At 69.9% G+C, this 22,148-nt stretch carries 28 protein-coding genes; 17 read left to right on the forward strand and 11 right to left on the reverse strand.

All coding sequences use genetic code 11. From position 1 onward, the window contains the following. Positions 1-2: 2 nt before the first annotated feature. Entirely contained in the window at positions 3-902 is a 900-nt protein-coding gene (locus tag INQ48_39655; protein QRF63171.1) for a helix-turn-helix transcriptional regulator, read from the reverse strand. A gap of 213 nt (positions 903-1,115) precedes the next feature. Here INQ48_39655 and INQ48_39660 point away from each other — a divergent pair, with 213 nt between their 5' ends. The 8 genes from INQ48_39660 to INQ48_39695 all read left to right on the forward strand — a co-directional run bounded on the left by INQ48_39660 (position 1,116) and on the right by INQ48_39695 (position 7,289). After that, entirely contained in the window at positions 1,116-1,820 is a 705-nt protein-coding gene (locus INQ48_39660; protein ID QRF61496.1) for a fumarylacetoacetate hydrolase family protein, read from the forward strand. 25 nt (positions 1,821-1,845) lie between these two features. Further along, positions 1,846-2,724 carry a polysaccharide deacetylase family protein gene (locus INQ48_39665; protein QRF61497.1) on the forward strand — a complete coding sequence of 293 codons (879 nt, stop codon included), beginning with the start codon at positions 1,846-1,848 and terminating at the stop codon, positions 2,722-2,724. Between the two features lie 77 nt (positions 2,725-2,801). After that, positions 2,802-4,052, forward strand: a complete 1,251-nt coding sequence (locus tag INQ48_39670; GenBank protein QRF61498.1) for an MFS transporter — start codon at positions 2,802-2,804, stop codon at positions 4,050-4,052. After that, positions 4,049-4,807, forward strand: a complete 759-nt coding sequence (locus INQ48_39675) for a sulfite exporter TauE/SafE family protein (GenBank protein QRF61499.1) — start codon at positions 4,049-4,051, stop codon at positions 4,805-4,807. The genes INQ48_39670 and INQ48_39675 overlap by 4 nt, the downstream gene beginning before the upstream one ends. A 38-nt stretch (positions 4,808-4,845) precedes the next feature. After that, positions 4,846-6,267 carry an amidohydrolase family protein gene (locus tag INQ48_39680; GenBank protein QRF61500.1) on the forward strand — a complete coding sequence of 474 codons (1,422 nt, stop codon included), beginning with the start codon at positions 4,846-4,848 and terminating at the stop codon, positions 6,265-6,267. Positions 6,268-6,375: 108 nt separating this feature from the next. Further along, on the forward strand, positions 6,376-6,660 hold the full coding sequence (locus tag INQ48_39685) for a CopG family transcriptional regulator (GenBank protein ID QRF61501.1): 285 nt from the start codon (positions 6,376-6,378) through the stop codon (positions 6,658-6,660). 4 nt (positions 6,661-6,664) lie between these two features. Further along, positions 6,665-6,958, forward strand: a complete 294-nt coding sequence (locus tag INQ48_39690) for a type II toxin-antitoxin system RelE/ParE family toxin (protein QRF61502.1) — start codon at positions 6,665-6,667, stop codon at positions 6,956-6,958. 136 nt (positions 6,959-7,094) lie between these two features. Next, the gene (locus tag INQ48_39695) at positions 7,095-7,289 is read left to right on the forward strand and encodes a hypothetical protein (GenBank protein ID QRF61503.1); all 195 of its coding nucleotides are present in this window, start codon (positions 7,095-7,097) and stop codon (positions 7,287-7,289) included. A 3-nt stretch (positions 7,290-7,292) separates the two neighbouring features. Here the strand turns inward: INQ48_39695 and INQ48_39700 are convergent, their stop codons facing one another. The 6 genes from INQ48_39700 to wrbA all read right to left on the reverse strand — a co-directional run bounded on the left by INQ48_39700 (position 7,293) and on the right by wrbA (position 13,276). After that, positions 7,293-8,276, reverse strand: coding sequence for a tripartite tricarboxylate transporter substrate binding protein (locus tag INQ48_39700; protein QRF61504.1), 984 nt, complete (start codon positions 8,274-8,276; stop codon positions 7,293-7,295). Positions 8,277-8,304: 28 nt separating this feature from the next. Beyond that, the gene (locus tag INQ48_39705; protein QRF61505.1) at positions 8,305-10,080 is read right to left on the reverse strand and encodes an FAD-dependent monooxygenase; all 1,776 of its coding nucleotides are present in this window, start codon (positions 10,078-10,080) and stop codon (positions 8,305-8,307) included. Between the two features lie 2 nt (positions 10,081-10,082). Beyond that, positions 10,083-10,673, reverse strand: a complete 591-nt coding sequence (locus INQ48_39710; GenBank protein ID QRF61506.1) for a hemerythrin domain-containing protein — start codon at positions 10,671-10,673, stop codon at positions 10,083-10,085. A 79-nt stretch (positions 10,674-10,752) separates the two neighbouring features. Next, positions 10,753-11,601: a helix-turn-helix transcriptional regulator gene (locus INQ48_39715; GenBank protein QRF61507.1), complete on the reverse strand. Its 849-nt coding sequence runs from the start codon at positions 11,599-11,601 to the stop codon at positions 10,753-10,755. Positions 11,602-11,754: 153 nt separating this feature from the next. Next, positions 11,755-12,603: an IclR family transcriptional regulator gene (locus INQ48_39720; protein ID QRF61508.1), complete on the reverse strand. Its 849-nt coding sequence runs from the start codon at positions 12,601-12,603 to the stop codon at positions 11,755-11,757. A 55-nt stretch (positions 12,604-12,658) separates the two neighbouring features. Further along, entirely contained in the window at positions 12,659-13,276 is a 618-nt protein-coding gene (gene wrbA / locus INQ48_39725; GenBank protein QRF61509.1) for an NAD(P)H:quinone oxidoreductase, read from the reverse strand. A 131-nt stretch (positions 13,277-13,407) separates the two neighbouring features. Between wrbA and INQ48_39730 the strand changes: the two genes are divergently transcribed. Both INQ48_39730 and INQ48_39735 read left to right on the forward strand, forming a co-directional pair. Further along, the gene (locus tag INQ48_39730) at positions 13,408-14,115 is read left to right on the forward strand and encodes an NIPSNAP family protein (protein QRF61510.1); all 708 of its coding nucleotides are present in this window, start codon (positions 13,408-13,410) and stop codon (positions 14,113-14,115) included. Next, entirely contained in the window at positions 14,115-14,714 is a 600-nt protein-coding gene (locus tag INQ48_39735; GenBank protein QRF61511.1) for an NAD(P)H-binding protein, read from the forward strand. The genes INQ48_39730 and INQ48_39735 overlap by 1 nt, the downstream gene beginning before the upstream one ends. Positions 14,715-14,732: 18 nt before the next feature. On the opposite strand, the gene INQ48_39740 is transcribed toward INQ48_39735, so the two are convergent. The 4 genes from INQ48_39740 to INQ48_39755 all read right to left on the reverse strand — a co-directional run bounded on the left by INQ48_39740 (position 14,733) and on the right by INQ48_39755 (position 17,597). Then, positions 14,733-15,149 carry a DUF1801 domain-containing protein gene (locus tag INQ48_39740; GenBank protein QRF61512.1) on the reverse strand — a complete coding sequence of 139 codons (417 nt, stop codon included), beginning with the start codon at positions 15,147-15,149 and terminating at the stop codon, positions 14,733-14,735. 111 nt (positions 15,150-15,260) lie between these two features. Then, on the reverse strand, positions 15,261-16,454 hold the full coding sequence (locus INQ48_39745) for an MFS transporter (GenBank protein QRF61513.1): 1,194 nt from the start codon (positions 16,452-16,454) through the stop codon (positions 15,261-15,263). Then, positions 16,451-17,269, reverse strand: coding sequence for an SDR family oxidoreductase (locus tag INQ48_39750; protein ID QRF61514.1), 819 nt, complete (start codon positions 17,267-17,269; stop codon positions 16,451-16,453). Before INQ48_39750 ends, INQ48_39745 begins: the two co-directional genes overlap by 4 nt. Before the next feature lie 4 nt (positions 17,270-17,273). After that, the gene (locus INQ48_39755; protein ID QRF61515.1) at positions 17,274-17,597 is read right to left on the reverse strand and encodes a 2Fe-2S iron-sulfur cluster binding domain-containing protein; all 324 of its coding nucleotides are present in this window, start codon (positions 17,595-17,597) and stop codon (positions 17,274-17,276) included. 86 nt (positions 17,598-17,683) lie between these two features. Between INQ48_39755 and INQ48_39760 the strand changes: the two genes are divergently transcribed. The 7 genes from INQ48_39760 to INQ48_39790 all read left to right on the forward strand — a co-directional run bounded on the left by INQ48_39760 (position 17,684) and on the right by INQ48_39790 (position 21,898). Then, the gene (locus INQ48_39760; protein QRF61516.1) at positions 17,684-18,682 is read left to right on the forward strand and encodes a quinone oxidoreductase; all 999 of its coding nucleotides are present in this window, start codon (positions 17,684-17,686) and stop codon (positions 18,680-18,682) included. 115 nt (positions 18,683-18,797) lie between these two features. Then, on the forward strand, positions 18,798-19,208 hold the full coding sequence (locus INQ48_39765; protein QRF61517.1) for a GNAT family N-acetyltransferase: 411 nt from the start codon (positions 18,798-18,800) through the stop codon (positions 19,206-19,208). A gap of 140 nt (positions 19,209-19,348) precedes the next feature. Beyond that, positions 19,349-19,714 (forward strand): VOC family protein, encoded by a 366-nt coding sequence (locus INQ48_39770; protein QRF61518.1) that lies wholly within the window; start codon positions 19,349-19,351, stop codon positions 19,712-19,714. A 24-nt stretch (positions 19,715-19,738) separates the two neighbouring features. Beyond that, on the forward strand, positions 19,739-20,380 hold the full coding sequence (locus tag INQ48_39775) for a hypothetical protein (GenBank protein ID QRF61519.1): 642 nt from the start codon (positions 19,739-19,741) through the stop codon (positions 20,378-20,380). A gap of 159 nt (positions 20,381-20,539) precedes the next feature. After that, positions 20,540-20,950 carry a hypothetical protein gene (locus tag INQ48_39780; GenBank protein QRF61520.1) on the forward strand — a complete coding sequence of 137 codons (411 nt, stop codon included), beginning with the start codon at positions 20,540-20,542 and terminating at the stop codon, positions 20,948-20,950. 216 nt (positions 20,951-21,166) lie between these two features. Then, a complete protein-coding gene (locus INQ48_39785; protein QRF61521.1) occupies positions 21,167-21,442 on the forward strand; it encodes a hypothetical protein in 276 nt (91 codons plus the stop codon). 33 nt (positions 21,443-21,475) lie between these two features. Further along, positions 21,476-21,898 (forward strand): GNAT family N-acetyltransferase, encoded by a 423-nt coding sequence (locus INQ48_39790; protein ID QRF61522.1) that lies wholly within the window; start codon positions 21,476-21,478, stop codon positions 21,896-21,898. The last annotated feature ends 250 nt before the right edge of the window (positions 21,899-22,148 follow it).

Below are 22,148 nucleotides of genomic sequence, written 5' to 3' on the forward strand. Positions count from 1 at the left end.
CGCTATTCGATCCAGGTCCGCGCGCCCACGCCCTGGTACTGGCGCCGGTAGGCCGAGGGCGTGGTGCCCACCACCTGCCGGAACCGGCGCGCGAAATGGGCCGGCTCGGCGAAGCCCGTGCTCTCGCCGATCTCGGCCGCCGAGGCCGAGGTGAAGACCAGCAGCGTCTTGGCGCGATCGATGCGCCGCTCGGTCACGATCTCGAGGAAGGTCTTGCCGGTCTCGCTCTTGAGCAGGTGCGCCAGGTGGGTGGCCGACACGTGGCTGGCCTGCGCCGCGTCGCCCAGAGTCAGTTCCTGCGCCAGGTTCTGCGTGATGTAGCGGATGCAGCGCAGCACCGCCTGCTTGTACGACTGCAGCACCATGCCCTGCGCCTCGCAGTGGCGGAAGTCCTCGCCGTAGCGCCGCCACACCATGCCGATCAGGTTCAACAGGTGGCCGCGGATCAGCAGGTGGCTGGCCGTGTCCTCGCCCGAGGGCCGCTGCGCCTCCTGCGTCATGCGCTCGCACAGCGCCTGCAGCGCTTCGGTCTCGGCCGCGTCGAAGCGGAAGTCCAGGCAGTGCTGGAAGCGGAACGGCGCGAGCTCGGGCGCGCGCGCCAGCGGCACCTCCGACAGCTCGAACACGTCGAGGTCGAGCGAGGGCAGCAGGTAGTCCTTGCTGATGTTGATGATGTGGAACACGCCGTCGGCCGCGTTCGGGATGTAGTGGACCAGGAAGGGCAGCACGAAGCTCACCGTGCCCGGCCCGATCGGGCGCTGGCCGCCGCCGATGAAGTGCGTGGTCTCGCCGCGCGTGTTGACGTAGATCTGGAAGTACTCGTGCCGGTGCGGCACCGGGTTCGGCAGGATGTTGGTCTGGTCGTGGATGCCGAAGTAGGCGCGCTGCGCCCGCGTGGCCATGGTGTAGTTGCCGATGGCGGGGCGCGCGGCGCGGGCGGGGCCAGGGTGCGGCGGAAGCGGGTCGATGAGGGAGGGCGCTGGTTGCATGGCGGGCCTGGCACGAGGAATCGCAAGGATTGCATATCTTTGCGCAAGCCTGTGCGTTGAGGCCGAAGGGCCTCGTTCCTAGACTCTAGCCACTCCTTCCACAACCTTCCAGAGAGACAACACGCAATGTCCCCCAGCCCCGCGCCCGGCGCCGCCGACGCCCTCCAGGTCGCCCCCATCTCCATCGACATCGTCGGCAGCGACCGACAGTTCCCCGTGCGCCGCGTCTACTGCGTGGGCCGCAACTACCTGGCCCACATCCGCGAGATGAAGGAGGGCGACGAGCGCGATCCGCCGTTCTTCTTCCAGAAGCCGGCCGATGCGGTGGTGACCGACGGGCGCGTGCCCTATCCGGCGCTGACCGAGGACTTCCAGTTCGAGTTCGAGCTGGTGGTGGCGATCGGCAGCGAGGCCTCCAATGTCTCGCCCGACACCGCGCTCGACCATGTGTTCGGCTACGCGGCCGGCCTCGACATGACGCGCCGCGATCGCCAGCGCGAGTGCAACAAGCGCGGCCTGCCATGGGAGCAGGGCAAGTCCTTCGACCATTCGGCGCCCTGCGGTCCGATCCACCCGGTGGCGCGCGTCGGCCATATCCGCTCGGGCGTGCTGAACCTCGCGGTCAACGGCAGCGTGCGGCAGGATTCGGTGCTCGAGAAGATGATCTGGAACGTGCACGAGATCGTCAGCGAGCTGTCGAAGCAGTACCGCCTGCTGCCCGGCGACCTGATCTTCACCGGCACGCCCGAGGGCGTGGGCCCGGTGCAGCGCGGCGACCGGCTCACGGGCCGCATCGAGGGGCTCGCGCCGCTGCAGGTCGAGATCGTCTGAACGCACAAGGCCAAGGAGACACCGCATGAAACCGCTCGAACGCATCGCCTATTCGGCCATCGCCGACCGTCCCGCCCGCCGGCTGCCCGGCGGCAAGCGGCTCGCCGTCTGGGTCATCGTCAACGTCGAGGAATGGAACATCGACGAGACCATGCCGCGTACCGTGCTCACGCCGCCGGCCGGCGGCTCGCCCATGCCCGACATCCCGAACTGGGCCTGGCACGAATACGGCAACCGTGTCGGCTTCTGGCGCATGCTCGAGGCGATCGACGCGCTCGGCATTCCCGCCACGCTCGCCATCAACGGCTCGGCCATCGGGGCTTACGAGCCGATCGCCAAGGCGGCGAAGGCGCGCGATTGGGAATTCATCGGCCACGGCTTCGGCCAGCGCAACATGCAGAAGGTGCCCGACGAGGCCGAGGACATCGCCAGGACCACCGAGGCGATCCGCGCCTACACCGGCAAGCGGCCGCGCGGCTGGCTCGGCCCGGGCCTCACCGAGACCTGGCACACGCCCGACATCCTGGCCGAGCAGGGCTACGAGTACGTCTGCGACTGGGTGCTCGACGACCAGCCGGTGGAACTGAAGACGCGCAACGGCGGCCACATCGTCAACGTGCCCTACACGCAGGAATGCAACGACGTGGCGATGATGCTGATCCAGCACCACAAGGCCAGCGAGTACCGCGACCGTGCCATCGACCAGTTCGAGCAGCTGTACGCCGACGCCAGGGATTCGGCGCGCGTGATGGCGCTGGTGGTGCATCCGTACATCATGGGCGCACCGCACCGGCTGCGCTATTTCCGCGAGGCGCTGGCGCACATCCGCGAGCACGAGGACGTCGGCTTCTTCACCGGCGAGCAGATCCTCGACTGGCATCTCGCGACGCGCGACGCCGCTTGAGACTTGCCCCCGGCGCGCGCCGCCGGGGCTCCCTTTCCCAGAACAAGAGTCTCGCCCCGGCGAGAAGGAGACAGATCGTGCATTCCACCACCTCGGCCCTGCCGCTGGCCGGCGACGCGCGCCGCCAGGCGCCCATCAGCGGCCTCGAGATCGCCATGTTCCTGGTGCTGCTCGCGTCCTACGCGCTCAATGCGATGGACCGGCAGATCTTTCCGCTGATCGCGGCCGACGTGCGCCGCGAGTTCGGCTTCGGGCTGGCCGACACCGGCCTCTTGTCGACCATCTTCACGCTCGGCATGGCGGTGGCCGGCGTGCCCACCGGCTACCTGCTGGCGCGGCTGTCGCGCAAGACCGTGCTGCAGATCGGCATCGCCATCTTCTCGCTGGGCACGCTGCTCACGGCCTACTCGCACGGCTTCGCCGACATGATCGCCTACCGCGCCGCCACCGGCATCGGCGAGGCGATGCAGCTCACGGTGGTGATCGCCATCGCGGCCAGCCACTTCGCGCGCTACCGTGCCACGGCCGTGGGCGCGATCAACTTCTCGTTCGGCATCGGCGCGATCGTGGGGCCGCTGCTCGGCGGCCACCTGATCGGTACAGAGCGCGACTGGCGGCTGCCGCTGGTGGTGTTCGGCGTGGCGGGCTTCGCGGCCATGGCGCTGATCGCGCTCACGGTGGGCCGGCGCATGACCGAGAACGTGGCCGCGGCCGACACGCGCGCCGACCAGCGCGGCGCCGAGCGCATGTGGAACCGCAACACCGTGCTGCGGACCGCGATGAGCGTGATCGGCGGCCTGTGCATCTACGGCTACCTCGGCATGTACCCGACCTTCCTGCGCGAGCACCTGCACTACACGCCGGCCGACACCGGCCGCGTCATGAGCATCTTCGGCTTCGGCGTGTTCGCCTCCATCTTCGGCGGCTGGCTCGGCGACCGCTTCCATCCCAAGCTGGTGCTGTCGCTGAGCTTCGTCGGCACCGGGCTGCTGGGCTTCCTGCTGTTCTCCGGGCCCACCGGCATCTGGGTGCAGTCCGCGCTGTCCTTCGCCTGGGGCCTGGTGGTCAGCGGCGTGCTCTACGTGAACCTGGCCGGCTACCACATCAAGGCGGTGCGTGCCTCGCTCACCAACCGCGCCACCGGCGTGTTCGTCACCACGCTCTACGGCGCGGGCGCCTTCGCGGGCTACATCATCGGCGCCATCGCCGCGCGCCTGGGCTGGGGCTCGGCCGGGCTGCTGCAGATCACGCTGCTGGCGGCCGTGGGCGTGGCGCTGACGGCGCTGCTGCGCACCGACCGCATGTCGCTGCCGGCGCGCAAGCCGTGACCGCGGCCTTCGAATGGGCGCTGCTCGGCGGCGCCGCGGCGCTGGCCGGCGCGCTCAACGCCGTGGCGGGCGGCGGCAGCTTCCTCACCCTGCCGGCGCTGGCGCTGGTCGGCGTGCCGCTGGTGTCGGCCAATGCCACCGGCACCGCCGCGTTGCTGCCGGGCTACCTGGCCGGGGCCTGGGCGCTGCGGCGCGAACTCGCGGGGCCGATGTCGCCCTCGCTGCTTCGGCTGGGCGTGCTCTCGGTACTCGGTGGCGCGGCCGGCGCGGCGCTGCTGCTGTCGACCTCGAACCAGGCCTTCGGCCGCATCGTGCCCTGGCTGCTGCTGGCCGCGACGCTGCTGTTCGCGATCGGGCCGGCGCTGGTGCGCCGCCGGGCCGAGGCCGCCGCATCGGAGCGCGCCTGGCTCGCCGACCTGGGCATCGTGGCGGTCGCGGTCTACGGCGGCTACTTCAACGGCGGCCTCGGCATCCTGCTGCTCGCGGTGCTCGGCGCGCTCGGGCATGCGGACATGGGCCGCATGAACGGCATCAAGAACTTCGTCTCGGCCATCCTCACGCTGATGGCGGTCGCGATCTACGCGGCCAGCGGCGCGATCGTCTGGAGCCATGCGCTGTGGATGGCGCTCGGCGCCACGGCCGGCGGCTACGCGGGCGGCACGGCCGCGCGGCGGCTGCGGCCGGAGCTGGTGCGCGGCTTCGTGGTGCTGACGGGGCTCGCGATGACGGGCGCTTTCTTTCTCAATGCGCGCTGAGGCACGCAATTTTTTTCACTTCCTCACCGGGACAGCCCATGCAGACCAGCAAGAGAAACTTCATCCGCCTGGCCGGTGCCCTGGCCGTGGCCGCCACCGGCGCGCCAGCGCTCGCCACTTCGGCCCGGACCAGCCGCGGCAGCTACCTGATCCGCAACGGCGCGGTGATCACGGTCGACCGCGCCACCGGCACCCTGCCGCGCGCCGACGTGCTGGTGCGCGACGGCACCATCGAGAAGGTGGGCCGCGGCCTGCGCGCGCCGGGCGTCGAGGTGATCGACGCCACCGACCGCATCGTGATGCCGGGCTTCGTCAATTCCCACTACCACCTGTGGAGCGCGATCGGCCGCAGCTTCACGGCGCGCGAGGGCTTCTCCTACTACCCGGCCAAGGGCGCGACCTCGACCCTCTACACGCCCGAGGACTTCTACAACAGCGTGCTGCTGGGCTGCGCCGAGCTGGCCCAGGGCGGCACCACCACCGTGCACAACTGGTCGCACAACACGCGCTCGCCGGCCCATGCCGACGCCGAGCTGCGCGCGCACCGGCAGTCGCTGCTGCGCGCGCGCTATTCCTACGGCCACGTCGACCAGATACCGGCCGACGAACTCAACCGCTACGAGGACCTGGCGCGCGTGCGGCGCGACTGGTTCGGCGAACGCTCGCCGCTGGCCGGCCTGGTGCACCTGGGGCTGAACCTGCGCGGCCCGCAGCAGAGCACCGAGGCCGTCTTCCACGAGGAGATGAAGTTCGCCAGGGCCAGCGGGCTGCCGGTCGCGATCCATGCGCCGCAGGAGGCGCCCAACAACGTCGATGCGCTCGACTACGAGCGGCGCGGCTACCTCGGGCCCAATTTCATGATCGCCCACTACGTGCCCGCGAGCCCGGCCGACCTCGCGGCGCTCGCGCGCACGAGGACGCCGCTGAGCTTCGCCACCCATTCCGAGCTGCGCCTGAGCGGCACCGGCGACGCGCGCGCCGCGCTGTTCGCGATGCGCGCGGCGGGCCTCGCGGTCTCGCTGTCGAGCGACGCCACCTCGATCGCGCCGCCCGACATGTTCGAGGCAATGCGCTTCACCTGGAACCTCGGCGTGCCCTGGGCCGGCACGCCGAGCGCGGGCGCCAGGCCGGTGGGCGTGCACGAGGTGATCGAGATGGCGACGATCAACGGCGCCATGGCGCTGGGGCTCGGCGAGGTCACGGGCTCGATCGTCGAGGGCAAGCGCGCCGACATCATCCTGGTGCGCACCGATGACCTCAACATCGGCCCGGTAGGCAACGCCGAGACCGCGATCGTGCAGAGCGGCAGCGCCGCCAACGTCGAGACCGTGATGGTCGACGGCCGCATTCTCAAGCGCGGCGGCCGCCTGGTGGCCTACGACACCCCGGCCATCATGCGCCGCGCCCGCCAGTCGGCCGAGCGGATCCGCGCCGCGGCGGGGGCGGCCTTGCAGTCCTGAATACAGCGCCCGCATACAAGCGCCGGGCTTCGGCGCTGAGGGTATGGGTCGTTTGCAGCACACTTGTGCTACATTGGCTCGCGGCCGCTGGCCGAGAGAAGGACCTGAATGTCTACCACCACCATCCGAATCGAAGACGCTCTGAAGGCAAGGATTGCAGCGGCCGCGGAGCGTGCAGGGAAGACGTCTCATGGATTCATCCTCGACACGCTCGCGGAGACCGTCGAGCGCAGCGAGATGGATGAGGAACTGCACCGCGTGGCGGAGGAGCGCTGGGCCTTGCTGCTGCAAACCCGGCAGACGGTCTCCTGGACGGATGCCAAGGCGTATCTCGAGGCCCGCGCCAAGGGAGAAAAGCCGCGCCGCCCGCGCGCCCGTGTAGGGGCGCGCTGAACCTGTGGCGCATATCGAGCTCGCCCTAGCCGTCCTCGAGGACATCGATCGTTTCGTGGAGCACATGGCGCGTCACCAGGCGGCGGACATGCCCGAACGGGTCGACGAGATCATCCAGGCGATTCAAGTCCTGGCCCACAGTCCGCTGATCGGAAGGCCGGTGCGGCAAGGCAAACGAGAGCTGGTGATCGGCAAGGGCGTTCGTGGATACGTCGCGCTCTACCGCTACCTGGCCGAGATCGATACCGTCTTCATCCTTGCGCTTCGCGCGCAACGCGAATCAGGGTTCAAACACTAGCGCGGCCCCGCAGCCCTGAATACAGCGCCCGCCTACAAGCGCCGTGCTCCGGCACTGACGGGTCCCCACCCGTCCGGCCCCCACCATCGGTCCCCATGCGTCGGGCCTGTTGCCCGGCAAGCACCAGGAGCCGCACATGACGAAAAAAATTGGATCGCTGGCAGCCGGTGCTGCCCTGTTGGGATCGTTCTTCCTCGCGATCCTCGCGCCCATGGCCTGGGCAGTGGAGAAGGACGATGCCGCCACCGCCACGGTCATCCAGACCGCCGCGCCGGCCTGCGAGGCCACGGCCGCGCACGACGGCGTCTTCACCAAGACCTGCCTCAAGTAGCCGTCATTCGGCCTTGATGCCGCGCTCGCGCACCACGCGGCCCCACTTGACGGTCTCCGACTGGATGTACTGGGTGAACTGCTCGGGCGTGCCACCCACCGGGTCGATGCCCGCCTCGCCGAGCTTGCGCCGGATCTCGGCCGGCGCAATGGCCTTGAGATAGGCCGCCTGCAGCGCCTGCACCACGGCATCGGGCGTGCCGGTGCGCACGCTGAAGCCCTGCCATCCTTCGACCTCGAATCCCTTCACGCCCTGCTCGGCCACGGTCGGCACCTCGGGATAGGCCGCGATGCGTTTCGCGCCGGCCGCGGCGATCGGGCGCAGCCGGCCCGACTCGATGTGCGGCCGCGCGGTGGCGCGGTCGAGGAACATCAGGCCCACCTGGCCGCCCAGCAGGTCCTGCACCGCGGGGCCGCCGCCCTTGTAGGTGATGGCGACCAGCTTCATGCCGGTCTCGCGCGCGAGCAGCTCGGTGGCGAGGTGGTGCGTGGTGCCCACGCTCGGCGAGCCGTAGTTCAGGCCCTCGGGCGTGCGCGCGGCCAGCGCGATCAGCTCCTGCAGATTGCGCACCGGCAGGGTGTTCGGATTGACCACCAGCAGGAAGTCGAACTTCGCCGTCATGGTCACGGTGCGCAAGTCCTTGAGCGGGTCGTACGACAGCTTGTCGAACATGGCGGGGTTGACCGCGTAGGTGGTCATGTCGCCGAGCAGGAAGGTGTGGCCGTCGGGTGCGAGCTGCTTGGCCACGGCGGTCGCGCCGATGATGCCGGAGGCGCCGGGGCGGTTGTCCACGATCACCGGCTGGCCCAGCACCTCGCCCATGCCGGGCGCGACGAGGCGCGCGAAGAAGTCGGTGCCGCCGCCGGCCGGGTAGGGCACGATCAGGCGGATCGGCTGGCTGGGCCAGTTGCCTTGGGCCGCCGCGCCGAAGGCCGCGGGGGCCAGGGCGCCGGTGGCCAGGAGCGAAAGCAGGGTGCGTCGTTGCATGGTGGCTGTCTCCTCGTTCGTTGGAATGTCAGGCCGCGAGATCGCGCTGCAGGATCTTCGCAAAGGCCGCCGCGAGCTGCCCGCGCGCGCTGTCGCCGCGGCCCATCGCGCGCCAGGCCACGTGCTGGTCGGGCCGCACCAGGATCGCGCCATCCGACGACACACCGCGCAGGCAGCGCCAGGTTCCTTCGACGTCGCGCACCGTGGCCGTGTCGTGGATCTCGACGATGTCCACCGGCAGGCCGGCGCCATGCGCCAGCGTGGCCGCGGCATCGGCCCAGGCCGAGCCCTGGCGGCCGGTCAGCAGCGTGAAGCGGCCCGGGCGCACCAGGTCGAGCGTGGAGATCTGCTTGCCGTCGCGCTCGAGCCAGGCATGCGGCAGCCGGTGGCCGGGCCGGGTGGTGGGCACGTAGGTCTGGCCCAGCGGATCGCGCTCGGGCGTGGGCGTGCCGTCGGGCATGACGGCGCCAAGCTCGTAGTGGTAGCCCAGTTCGATGTCGTGCGCCTGCCATTCCATGCGCTGCACTTCCATGATCTGTGCCAGCCGCGCGCGCCGCGTGCGGCCCTCGGCGTCGTCGGCGAAGTAGCGGCGGAAGTTCGCCTGGCTCAGCTCGGCGTTGCCGCGCACCAGGCCGATGCCGGCATCGGTGAGCTGGTGGTTCTGGAAGGTCATCAGCGCCCACTGGATGTTGAACGCGGCCACCGGGCGGCGCTCGGCCTCGTAGCTGTCGAGCAGGCTGTCGTGCGCCTCGCCCTTCAGCACGGCCGCGAGCTTCCAGGCCAGGTTGTGCGCGTCCTGGATCGCCGAGTTCAGGCCCAGGCCGGTGGTCGGCGGATGGCGGTGCGCGGCATCGCCCGCGAGCAGCGCGCGGCCCCAGCGGTAGCGGTCGACCAGCACGCCCTCGACCGTCCAGTGGCCGATGCCGATGATGTCGGGATGCAGGTCGGGGATCTTGAGCAGTTCGCGCATGCGCGGCAGCAGCGACGACTCCTCGAAGCGCGAAGGGTCGTCGGGCCGGAAGCTGAAGTGGAACATCCACTCCTCGGAATACCGGCCGAAGCGCGTGGGCCCGAGCTGGCCCAGCACGCCGCTGGCCCAGGAGCCGCCCTCGGGATTGACGAACCAGGTGGTCATCGAATGGTCGTCGTCCCAGTACTTCGAGAGGTCGGCGCGGAAGTAGACCGTGACCATGTGCGCGAGGTCGGTCGCGCCGCTCATCACCGCGCCCAGCGTCGGGCCCACGGTCTTGCCGCCGTCGGCGCCGATCAGGTACTTCGCGCGCACGCGGTATTCCTCGCCGCTGTCGCGGTCGAGCACGCGCGCGGTCACGCCGTTTTCGTCCTGCTCGAAGGACTGCAGCTGGTGGTGGTAGCGCACCTGCGCGTTCGCCTCGGCCGAGGCCAGCTCGCGCAGCAGCGGCTCCATGCGCACCTGTGGGTAGAGCGTCGATTCGCAGGGGCTGTCCTTCGCATAGTGCTGCGCGAGCGAGCCGCCGCCGAAGGACTCGATGCGGTAGAAGGTGCGGCGGTCGAGTTCGCCGTCGCCGGCCAGCGTGGTGCACCAGCGGATGTGCGAGATGTGGGCCAGCGGCATCGAGCGTTCGTAGACCCGCTCGGCCACTTCGAACTGGCGCAGCAGCTCCATGGTGCGCTGGCTGATGTAGCGCGCCTTGGGCAGCCGGCCCGGTGCCGGATGGCGTTCGATCAGCAGGCTCGCGATGCCCTGGCGCGAGAGGAACAGCGAGGCCGCGAGGCCGCAGCCTCCGCCGCCGACGATGAGAACGGGAACGTCGATGTCTTGCATGGTCATTTCTGGAGCGTGGGATCGGGGCAGGAGGTGCGGGCGGTGATGCGCGCGAACAGCGCGCGGTGGCCCTGCGTCATCGCGGCATCGGTGTCGCCGCGCTGGCGCGCCAGCGCCTCGGCGAGTTCGCGCCAGTCGGCGGGCGAGAGGTAGTCGGCGGCCACCGGCAGCACATAGCTTTCCTCGACCTCCATGTGGCCGAGGTAGACGGTCGAGTGCGTGTGCAGCAGCAGCTGGAAGGATTCGCGGTGCACCTCGCCCATCAGCTCCCAGGCGGTCAGCGCATGCTCGAGCTCGCGCACCGAGGATTCGCCGCGCTCGTGCTCGGCCTCGAGCCGGGCCAGCACCGGGCGCAGCGCCGGGCAACGCTCGCGGATCTTCGGGAACAGCAGCTCGCTCTCGCTCGCGTGGTGCATGCGCGCGGGCATCTCGTCGAGGTAGAACAGCATGGCGCGCAGCTCGTCGAAATCGGGCCGGCGGGCCGAGCGGCGCGCCTGCTCGACGCTGTCGCCCAGTGCCCGCAGCACCGTCGCGAGGGCCTGGTGATCCTCGAGGATCAGCTGGACGGCGGAGGGTTGGAGCAGGGGCGGCATCGGTGCGACTCGGGCATGGCCTCATTGGGGCACAGCCGGGCGCCGGGGTCAGTCCCGCTGCAGGGGACGCTCGATGGGGCTAGTGCAGCGCGCGCGAGGCCATCGTCTGGAAGCGCTCCGCGCTCCAGCGGCCCCAGCGCGCGAGGTACCAGGTCAGCAGCTCGCGTTCGCTGCCGATCACCAGCCGCTGGTAGGCGCGCTTGCGGTAGGTCTTCACGGTCTCCTCGCTCACCGCGAGGTCGAGCGCGATGCCGACCGACGACAGCCCGTAGAGGATGCGCGCGCAGACCTCGGCCTCGCGGCGCGGCAGCGGGCTGGTCGCCACGATGCAGTTCTCGATCTCCTCGAGCGTGGTCAGCGCCTGCGACACGTCGGGCCGGCTCTGGCAGACGTCGGCGTGCTTCGAGAGCATCGCCAGCAGCAGTTCGGCCGCCTGCGCGAGGCGCTCGATGCCGTCGTGCGCGAACGGCGTGTGCGGGTCGGCGCGCAGCACGCTGAGGCCGAAGGCGCCGTTGGTGCCGCGGCCGCACAGCAGGATGCGGTCGCGCACGTGCGGGTAGACGCGCGGGCGCAGGTCGTCGTATTCGTGGTCGCTGAAGTCGACGTGGATGATGGTGGCGGCCGCGCCGTCGACGCGGCGCTGCGCTTCCGTCATGGCCGGGTCGTGCTTCCACAGGCCCTGCTTGACGTAGCTCTCGACGCGGTCGCGCGCGGTGCGCTCGGGCTGCACGCAGCAGGCCGCCACTTCGCGCAGCTCGTCCTGGCCGAGGCGGAAGGCCGCGAAGTGATCGGCGCCGCACAGCGCATGCAGGTAGTTCGCGAGCGCGGGCGCGAAGCGTTCGCTGCCCATGCCGTCGACCAGGCGCGCGAGCTGCGCTTCCGAGGAGGAGGCGGCCGCGGGCCGGTCCTGGATCATCACCGTCATCATCGTTGTCTCCTGGGGTACCGCCAGGCGCCTTCGGGGCGCCAACTGCCCGGACTTCTGTGTTCCGGGCAGGTTTCAAATTCCGTAATCAGATTACGCTCATCGAAATCCTGACTGTGTGAGGAGAAACCCTCCGCTGCGCTGCGGCAGGCGCTTTCAGCCCCAGCCCATGCGGCGCGAAACGTCCTCGGCGCGCGCCGACAGCACGGTCGCCACGTGGCCGTCGAGGCGGGTGTCGATCAGGCCGGCCGAGCCCATCACGGTCATCACGCCGGCCACCGCGCCCGCGTGGTCGAAGATCGGTGCCGACACGCCGTGCAGCCCCGGATTGAGGTCGCCCTGGATGCGCGCGAGCTTGCGCTTGCGCACCGACTCGAACAGCGTCTCGACGTCGGCACGCGTCATCCTGCCGGCGGCCGGGTTGGGCGTCGCGCCCGGATGCGGCACGCCCGACAGCTCGCGGTCGATTAGCGGTGCCGTCACCGAGGCCGGCAGGTAGGCGCCGAAGATGCGGCCGGTGGAGGAGGTCAGCATCGGCATCACCGAGCCGGGGCGGCCGCTGATGATCAGCGCGTCGTTGGTCTCCTCGAAGCGCACGAAGGTCGGCCCGGCCGCGCCCCAGACCGCGAGGCCGACGGTGAAGCCGAGTTCGTCGCGCAGTTCGCCCAGCGTGGGCGAGGCCACCTGCACCACGTTGAGCCGGCGCAGCGCAGCGAGGCCCAGCCGCACCGCCAGCGGCCCGAGCCGGTAGCCGCCGCTGGCGGCATCGCGCTCGGCCAGCCCGCTGCGGCAGAAGCTCACGAGGTAGCGGTGCGCCTTCGGCGGCTGCATCTCGGCGCGCTCGGCCACGGTCTTGAGCATCAGCGGCGCGCCGGTGTCGATCAGCGCGGACAGCACGCGCACCGCGGTGTCGACCGCCTGCACGCCGCCCGCGTCCTCGTCGCCGGCACCGTGGCCCGTGCCGTTCGTCTCGTCGGCGCCATGGCCGGACTTCGCATCTTTCATGGGGGAGGGCGGGACCATCCGCACGAGACTAGCACGGGCATGGTCGCCGCCTGCCTCAGCCGGCGGCCTGTGCGCGGGCCGCCGCCAGCACGCCCGCGAAGCGCGCGAGCCGCTCGCCCTGGAAGCGCGCGGCATCGAGCTTCTCCGCGGGCAGGCCCTGGCCGCGGCCGTCGCTGAAGCTGCTGCCGTAGGGGTTGCCGCCGGCCGCCGAGATCCGCTTGTCGGTGTAGCCCACCGGCACGATGACCGAACCCCAGTGATAGAAGACGTTGTGCAGCGCGAGCAGCGTCGATTCCTGCCCGCCGTGTAGGTGCCCGGCACCCGTGAAGGCGCCCGCCACCTTGTCCTGCAGCCCGCCCGCGGCCCACAGCGGGCCCAGCGTGTCGATGAACTGCTTGAGCTGCGCGGCCGGCAGGCCGAAGCGCGTGGGCGTGCCGAACACGAAGCCGTCGGCCCAGGCGAGGTCGTCGGGCGTGGCCTCGGGCACCTCGCGCGTGGCCTGCAGGTGTTCCTTCCAGGCCGGCTTGGCATCGATGGTCTCGGGGCCCGCGAGTTCGCGCACCTTGCGCAGGCGCGTTTCGGCGCCCATGGCGCGCGCGCCTTCCTCGATGGCCTGGGCGATGCGCCAGGTGTGGCCGGTGCTGCTGTAGTAGACGATGGTGAGCTTGGCCATGGTGCGCGGGTCGGGTTGTTGTTGTCGCGGGTACGGTGCCCGCCGCCGGCCAGCATAGGCAGCGCCCCGCGCGCGGTATGCCCCCCTGCGGCGGGACAGACAGCCGCCGCGCCATGGCTATGGTGGCGGCCATGATCCACGAACTGCGTCTCTACGCGGTGGCACCGGGCCGCATGGCCGACGTGCACGACCGCTTCAACCACCATTTCCCGGCCTTGTTCGAGAAGCACGGCGTCGACTGCGTCGCGCGCTGGCAGGCCGTGGCCGGCCCCGACGCGCCGCGCTTCGTCTACCTGATGGCCTACCGCGACTACGCGCACCGCGAGGCCGTGTGGGCCAGCTTCTATGCCGACGCCGAGTGGTGGCGCGTGCGCGCCGAGACCAATGCGGGCCACGAGATGGTGGAACGCCACGACCTGTTCTTCCTGAAGCCGAACGCCGCCTGGCCGGCGCTCGCGGCGGCCGACGCGGCCGAGTCGGTGGGCGGCCTGCACGAGCTGGTGCAGCAGCAGATCGCGCCCGGGCAGAACGCCAATGCCAATGCGTTCCTGCACGACACCTGGCTGCCGCGCGTGCGCGAGGCTGGCGCGCGCGTGCTCGCCGTGTGGGACATGGCGGCCGGCGCCGGCATGCAGAAGGTCGTGCTGCTCTACGCCTGGCCCGATGCCGCGGCCTGGCGTGCCGGCCGCCAGCGACTGGACCGCGATGCCGCGCTGCAGGCCGAGTTCGCGGCGCAGCGCGCGCGCCATGGCACGGCGCTGTTCCAGCGCGCCGAGGTCAACCTGCTCGAGCCCGCGCCGGGCGCGACCATTCGCGCCGGGCTGGGCCGCATCGCCTGATGCCGCCGCTGAAGATCGCGCTGGTCGGCGGCACCGGGCGCGTGGGACGCCACGTCGCGCTCGAGGCCGCGCGCCGCGGCCACCTGGTGCGGCCCTTGTCGCGCGCCGAGTTCGACGTGTTCGATGCGGAGGCGCTCGCGCGCGGGCTGCAGGGGCAGGACGTGCTGGTCAGCGCCTATGGCGCGCCGGCCGAGCTGGCGCCCTTGCTGGTGCGTGCCACGGCTTCGATGCTGCAGGCGGTGCGCACGGCGGGCGTCGCGCGCATCGTCACCGTCGGCGGTGCGGGCGGCCTCGCGGTGGCGCCGGGCCGGCGACTGGCCGACACGGCGGACTTTCCGGCCGAGCTGCTGCCCAAGGTCAGGGCGCACGAGGAAGCGGTGGCCCTGCTCGCCGCCTCGGGGCTCGACTGGACCTGCCTCGCGCCCGCCGCGCGCATCGCGCCGGGCGAGCGCAGCGGCCGCTACCGCTGCGCGGTCGGCGCGCTGGTCAGCGATGTGCAGGGCCGCAGCGGCATCTCGTATGCGGACTTCGCCTGCGCACTGGTCGACGAGCTCGAGGGCCGACGGTATCCGCGGCAGCTGGTGGGCATCGGCGACTGAGCTTTCGTCCGCGGCGGGCTATGCCGGGCGCTTCGCCTTCGCCGCCTTCTTCGTCACGTTGAACGCCACCGCTTCCTGGATCAGCGCCTTGAAGGCCTGCGCATCGACCGTCTCGCCTTCGCCGATGTCGATCGCGCGCCGCGCATTGCCCTCGAGGCTCGCGTTGAACAGGCCGGCCGCATCCGCGAGCGAGGCGCCCTTGGCGAAGGTCAGCTTCACCTTCCCCTTGTACGACTCGCCGGTGCAGACGATGCCGTCGTGCGACCAGGTCGGCGTGCCCATCCACTTGAGTTCCTCGACGATCTCCGGATCGGCCTCCTTGATCAGCTGCCGCATGCGGCCCAGCGTCTGGGTGCGCCAGTCGCCGAGCTCGGCGATCTTCTGGTCGATCTGCGCGGAGATCGCGGGGTCGGTGCCCGACTCGGATTTCTTCATGGGTGCTCCTGGCTTTTTCCATGAGGCCCGGCGGATCCGGTGCCCCTGCGTGGGAACGCATTCTGCATACGCGCAGCGCATGCCGGAAAAAAGCGCCGCAGGCGCGCGACTTCAGCCGGCCGGACGCGGATTCGCCGCCGCCCGCTGCCGCAGGCTCAGCGCGAAGCCCGCGCCGATCGCCAGCAGCGCCGCCGCGCAGGCCAGGAACACCGGTCGCGTGCCGATGCGGTCCACCGCCGCCGAGGCCACGGCCACGCCGAGCGCGATGCCGAGGAACATGGTGGACGCGAACAGGCTCACCGCGGTGCCGCGCAGCGCCGGCACCATCTGCGTGGCATGGGTCTGCAAGGTGCCGTGCAGCGCGTAGAACCCCAGGCCCGCCACCAGGCAGGCCGGCAGCGCCAGCGCCCAGTGCTGGCCGAGCGCGAGCGCCAGCCAGCCCAGGCCCAGCGCGATGCCGCCGCCCAGCACCAGCCCGCCTTCGCCGAACATGGCCAGCAGCCGGCGCGCCGCGAAGGCATAGAAGAAACCGCCCACGCCGTAGAGCGCCACCACGCCCGCCGCGCTCGAGAGCCCGAGACCGTATTCGCGCACCAGGAAGGCCGGCAGGAAGGCCAGGCCCGAGAAGGCGAAGGCGCCCTCGGCCATTACCACCAGCAGCATCCAGCGCGCCCAGGGTTCGGCCAGCACGCGCAGGATGTCGCGCAGATGCCCATGGCCGTGGCTCGAAGGCGCGCGCACCGGCTCGGCGCGCACCTCGCGGTTCAGGCTGATCGCAAGCCCGCCGACGCAGAACACCACGGCCAGCAGCGCGAACACCGCGCGCCAGCCCAGCCATTCGGTGAGCACGCCCGACACCCACTGCCCGGCGATCATGCCGCCCAGCGACAGCATCAGGAAGCGCGCCAGCACCGGCTGCCGCTCGGCGTAGGGCACGGTGTCGCCGACCCAGGCCAGCACCAGCGCGATGATGCCGGCCGCCGCGGCGCCGGCGAGGAAGCGCGCCACCACCAGCATCTCGAGGCTCATCGCTGCCAGCGCGAGCAGGTTGCCGGCCACGCAGCCCAGCGCCGCGAAACCGATGGTGCGGCGCTTGCCGAAGCGGTCGCCGAGCGGGCCGAACAGCAGCTGCAGCAGCCCATAGGCCACCGCATAGACCGACACCGTGAGCGCCGCGCGGCCGGTGGTGACACCGAAGTTCTGCGCCAGCGCGGGCAGCATCGGATCGCAGACGCGCATCATCGCGCTGCTGCAGCAATGCACCGTGGCCAGCGCCGCCAGGCCACCGGGCCGCACGCGGGTCATCGGGCCTGCGCGTCCTGCTTCTCGAAACCGGGGCGCGGAATCAGCGACAGCCAGGCGGTGCTGAGGCCGCCGTCGACCAGCAGGTCCTGCCCGTTCACGTAGCCCGAGCGCGGGCTGGCCAGGAAGGCCACCACCTCGGCGATGTCCTTCGGCCCGCTGATGCGTCCGGCCGGCACGATGGCCTCGCGCTTCGCGAGCACCTCGGGCTGGGTGTAGATGCCTTCGGTGAGCGGCGTGCGCACCATCGCCGGGCTCACCACGTTGCTGCGGATGCGGTGCTCGCCGAGCTCCACCGCCAGCAGCTGCGACAGCATCTTCACGCCCGCCTTGCTGATGCTGTAGGGGCCGCTGTAGGGCTGCGGCACGCGGCCCGAGATCGAGGCCACGTGCACCATGCTGCCGCCGCCCGCGGCGATCATCTGGCGGCCGAAGGCCTGCGCGCACAGCAGGAAGCCGTCGAGGTTCACCGCCATCAGCCGGTGCCAGCGCTCGATGTCGATGTCCATCAGCGCCGCGGCGTAGATCGTGGCCGCGTTGTTCACCAGCACGTCGCAGCGACCGAGCTCGCGCTCGACCGCGGCCGCGGCGCGTTCCACGTCGGCCTTGTCGGTGATGTCGCAGCCCAGCGCGATCGCGCGCGCGCCGCTTTCCGCGATGTCGGCCGCGGCGCGGGCCGCGCCCGCTTCGTCGCGGTCGAGCAGCGCCACCCTGGCGCCCACCGACGCGAGCTCGCGCGCGATCTCGATGCCGATGCCGCCGGCCGCGCCGGTGACCACGCAGACCTTGTCTTCCAGTTGCAGCCAGTTCGCGGTCATGGCGTCAGACCTGCGGGTTGGCGATGCGCAGCACCAGGCCGTCGAGCGCCGCGCTCATCACGAGCTGGCACGAGAGCCGGCTCGTGGCCTGGCGCGGCGCGGCCGTGTAGTCGAGCATCTGGTCCTCGGTCGAGGCCATGGCGGGCAGTGCGTCCGCGGGGCCGTCTTCCACGAAGACATGGCAGGTGGCGCAACTGAGCGAGCCGCCGCAATCGCCGACGATCTCGTCGATGCCGTGGTCGCAGGCGGCGCGCATGAGGTTGGTGCCGACGGGAACGTCGACGTCGCGGCGGGCGCCGTCGGCGCAGATGAAGGTGGCCTTTGTCATGGCGCCACTGTCGGGCGCGGGCGGCCCGGTGTCAGTCCCCTCGGAGGGGACGGGCGCGGCGCGGCACTCCTGCGCACACTCGCGGCATGCAATCCATCGCCATCCATCGCCACGGCGGGCCCGAGGTCCTCGAAGCCCTGAACCTCGAACTGCCGCCGCCCGCGCCGCGCCAGGTGCGCGTGCGCCACACCGCCATCGGCCTCAACTTCTCCGACATCAACGTGCGCAACGGCGGCTTCTACCTCGGCCGCGGCCCGCGCTTCCCCGTCATCCTCGGCAACGAGGCCGCCGGCGTGGTAGAGGCCGTGGGCACCGAGGTCACCGAATGGCGCGCGGGCGACCGCGTCGCCTATGCCGGCACCGGCGGCCTGTTCTTCCAGGACACCGGCGCCTACGCCGAGGCGCGCAACCTGCCGGCCGACTGCCTGGTGCGGCTGCCCGACGACATCGACGACCGCCAAGCCGCCGCCATGCTGCTCAAGGGGCTGACCGCTTCGGTGGTCATCCACCGCTGTTACCGGCCGCAACCCGGCGACACCATCCTCGTGCACGCCGCCGCGAGCGGCGTCGGCAGCCTGCTCGCGCAATGGAGCCGGCACCTGGGCGCCACCGTGATTGGCACCGTCGGCTCGCAGGCCAAGGCCGAGTTCGCGCGGGCACACGGCTGCGACCACACCATCCTCTACCGCCAGGAGGATTTCGTGGCCGCCACGAAGCAACTCGCGCCGCAGGGCCTGGCGGCCGTGTTCGACGGCGTCGGCAAGGACACCTTCATTCCTTCCTTCGACTGCATGCGGCCCTTCGGTGCCGTCGTGAACTACGGCAACGCCTCGGGCCCCGTGCCGCCCTTCGACCTGATGCTGCTGGCACAGAAGGGCTGCCTCGCGCTGCACCGGCCGGGCTTCGGCTTCCACGCCATCACGCCGGAGACGCGTGCCGAGGCTTGCGGAGAGCTGTTCGACCTGGTGCGCAGCGGCGCGCTGAAGGTCGAGGTGAGCCGGACCTATGCGCTGGCCGATGCGGCGCTGGCGCATGCGGATGTGGAGCAGGGGAGGACGGTGGGGTCGGTGTTGTTGATTCCGTGAAGGGAGCGGCGCGCGCCCGCTGCTGACGATGTTGCTTGCGCTCGGCCGTTCGGGCTGAGCTTGTCGAAGCCTCGCGCCGCGATTCGCGCCATCGACGCGTCGGTATTCTCCTTTCATGAACTACAAGGTTTCGACCGATCGAACGGTGACGTGGCAGGAGTTTGGTGCCCTGATGGAATCGGTGGGTTGGGGCTCGGGGTACGACGAAGCGGCCTTTGCCCGTACGAGCCGGGCCTATCCGTTGATTGCCCATGCACGTTCCGACGAGGGGATGCTTCTCGGCTATGTCTCGGCGTTCAGCGATGGCGCATTCAGCACCATGCTGGGTGAACTGCTCGTGCATCCTTCGGCACGGAGCTCCGGCATCGGACGATCCCTGCTGCATACGGTCGAGGCCGAGTTTCCCGGCATTCCGATCTACGTGAAGGCGCTGGGCGACGCCAAGCGGTTTTTCGAGGCATGCGGCTATCGCAGGCCCCGGACCGAGATGACGGTTTTGTTCAAGGTGCCGGGTTCATCTCGATAGTTCCTGGCGGCGTCGCGTCAAGCATCGCTGGTGAGCTGATTTGAGTCGGTTCCCGTAGTGAAGCTCGATCGGCTTGCCGCAGTCGACGCACGCGTCTAGCATGCCGTGCGACCGCAACCACACAGCCCCGGGGAGGCACCATGGAACTTCACACAGCGCGCATCTTCGTCCAGGACCTCGGCGATGCCGCCCGTTTCTACGAACAGACACTGGGCCTGCCATTGAAGGCCGATGGGCGCGAGCATGGCTATTGCGTGTTCGGCTCGGGGCCGCTGAGCCTGGTGGTCGAGCGTGTCGACGCGGACGCCCCGACGGAAGACCAGGTGCTCGTCGGGCGCTTCACGGGGCTGTCCTTCGACGTGAAGGACATCGACGCGAAGTACAGGGAACTCTCGTCGCTCGGCGTCGCGTTCAGCGGGCTTCCCGAGCGGCAGCAGTGGGGCGGGATTCTTGCGACGCTGCGCGACCCGGCCGGCAACGAGATCCAGATCGTGCAGCAGCCCTGACGGCCCCACTCAAGGAAAGAAAACGTGCCGAAGAAATTCTTCAACCTGCGCTTCGACAGCGAATCTCCTCAGGACTCCGTGGGCGGTGCCTACCTGGCGCCCGAGGGCCAAGGGCTGCCGTGTTGCACCCAGTGCGATCGGCAGATGATTCCCTTCCTCCAGTTCACGCTCCCTCGCGCGGCCGAGCTGCCGTTGGTCGAGGGAAGCCGGCTGTCGGTGCTGATGTGCCCCGAGCACAACGAGATCCCGAGCTTCGAGTCCTTCGAGGCGTTGCCGCCGGCGTATTGGGACCAGGGCGAAGGCCACTGGTTCGCATCGCTCGAGAAGCCCCGGGCCATGCATCGCGTGCCCAGTCCCCCCGTTCTGCAGACCGCCGAACTCGTGGTGGCCGATGCGCCCGACGACGAGTACTACCGCATCGCGGTGGGTGGCGAGCCCGAGTGGGTGCAGGACGAAGAACGCTTCACCTGTTCGTGCGGCTCACCGATGGAGTTCGTGTGCCAGGTCAGCGACAGCTTCCAGTTTCTCAAGCTGCCCGACGCACCCGAACAGCCCGACGGCTCTTCGGCCCGAGGCTATGTGCTTTTTCTGGGCAACGAGGTCTACGTGTTCGCGTGCGCGCGGCAGTGCGATCCGCGGGCCGTGTGGGTCACCGTGCAGAACTGACCACGCCCTCTTTGCGCTTGCGCGCGGCCATGGCCTCTGCCTAGCCTCCCGAGCGCCGTCGTCCTACTCGCCCGCCGCCCTCGTCTTCCTAGAGTGCATTCACTGCAGTCGCACAGGGCGGCTCGGTGACAAAGACACTCAACTCGACAGGGGCCTCTCATGAAAAAACATCTTCTCGTTCTCGCCATCGCATCGTCCTTCTTCGCCATGGGCGCAGCCAACGCGGCCGACGGCATGACCAAGGACCAATACAAGGTGGCCAAGGAAAAGGTCGAGGCCGACTACAAGGTCGCCAAGGCCCAGTGCGACACCATGAAGGACAACGCCAAGGACGTCTGCGAGAAGCAGGCCAAGGGCACGGAGAACGTGGCCAAGGCCGAACTCGAACAGCAATACAAGCCGACCGCCGGCCACGCCAAGAAGGTCGCGGAAGAGAAGGCCACGGCCACCTACGAAGTCGCCAAGGAAAAGTGCGACGACCAGTCGGGCGACGCCAAGAGCGCTTGCGTGAACCAGGCCAAGGCCGATCACGACAAGGCCAAGGCTGACATCAAGGCCATGAAGGGCTGATGAACGCCGCTTGACGCGGGCCAGCGCCCTCGTGTCCCCGCAATCCGTTCGGTCGGATGCGGGTTGACACCGAGGTAGTTGGGAATACGCTGGCAACAAGGCGCTCCGTGCAACGGGGCGCCTTGTTGCTTTTGGGCGCATGAAGTTTCGAGGTGTCGCCTCACCGGCTGTATGGCACGATGCACGCAGGGAAGCATGAACACGAGGAGATCACCCATGCAACTGCTGCAACGCCTGCGCGGAGAGCCCGCATTCACGATGCCGTGCCTCGGCCGAACCTTGACGCTGTATCGGCAAGGCTCACGGCTCGGATTGGTCACCGGTTTGGGGGCCATCGCTGTGTTCAACCTGCCCTGGCATCTGGTGCCAGGAGGCGCGGAAGTGGCTCGGCCCTTGGTGGCGGTTGTCGGGGCCTACTTCGCCGCGACGCTCATCGCGTCGCGTGCTCCGGCCGGTACGGACGCGTCGGACGCCGCTTCGCGGTGGCTTTGATCGTCGTCGCCGGTCGGAAGCCGTTGTCGGCCCATGAGCAACTTCGAGATCTACACCCCTACGGCCGAAGAAGTCCACTCGGGCGAGTTGGGTCGCCGCATGCGCCAGTTCAACTACCGCTTTGTCGGTGAGTACGGGCAGGCGCAGCCGGTCTGGGTCAGCGCCAAGGACGACACGGGTGGGCTCGTGGGTGGCCTGCGCGGATTCGTTCTTCTCCAATGGCTGAACGTGGAGCTGCTGTTCGTGGATGACGCGGCTCGGCATCGAGGCCTGGGCGGAAGGCTGCTCGCGACGGCGGAAGAGAAAGCCCGCGAGTTGGGTGCTCGTAATGCGACGTTGAATACCTTCGAATGGCAAGCGCGTGAGTTCTATCTCAAGCAGGGCTACGAAGAGTTTGGGCGCATCGATGATTACATCCAGGGCTTCTACGTGGCGTACATGAAGAAGGCGCTGTAGCCATAGTGTTTGCTGACCGTGGCAGAAATCAATGGATGAGCGAGCGTGAAGAACGCAGGGCAGATCGAAGGGCGGGTTCCGTTTCGATGACGTGGACTTCAATGCGAAGGAAGTGGCTGCTTTGACGGCCTTGACCGGCCGCAGACAGCTTCCAAGTTGCTGTGACCGATGTCCGCTTTAGGACTGGTTGCTGTCCTCCGATCGGGCGGATCGAATCGGTACTATCGGCCAAAACCTGACGGTCGACATC

Source organism: Variovorax paradoxus (assembly GCA_016806145.1).
Taxonomy (GTDB): Bacteria; Pseudomonadota; Gammaproteobacteria; order Burkholderiales; family Burkholderiaceae_C; genus Variovorax.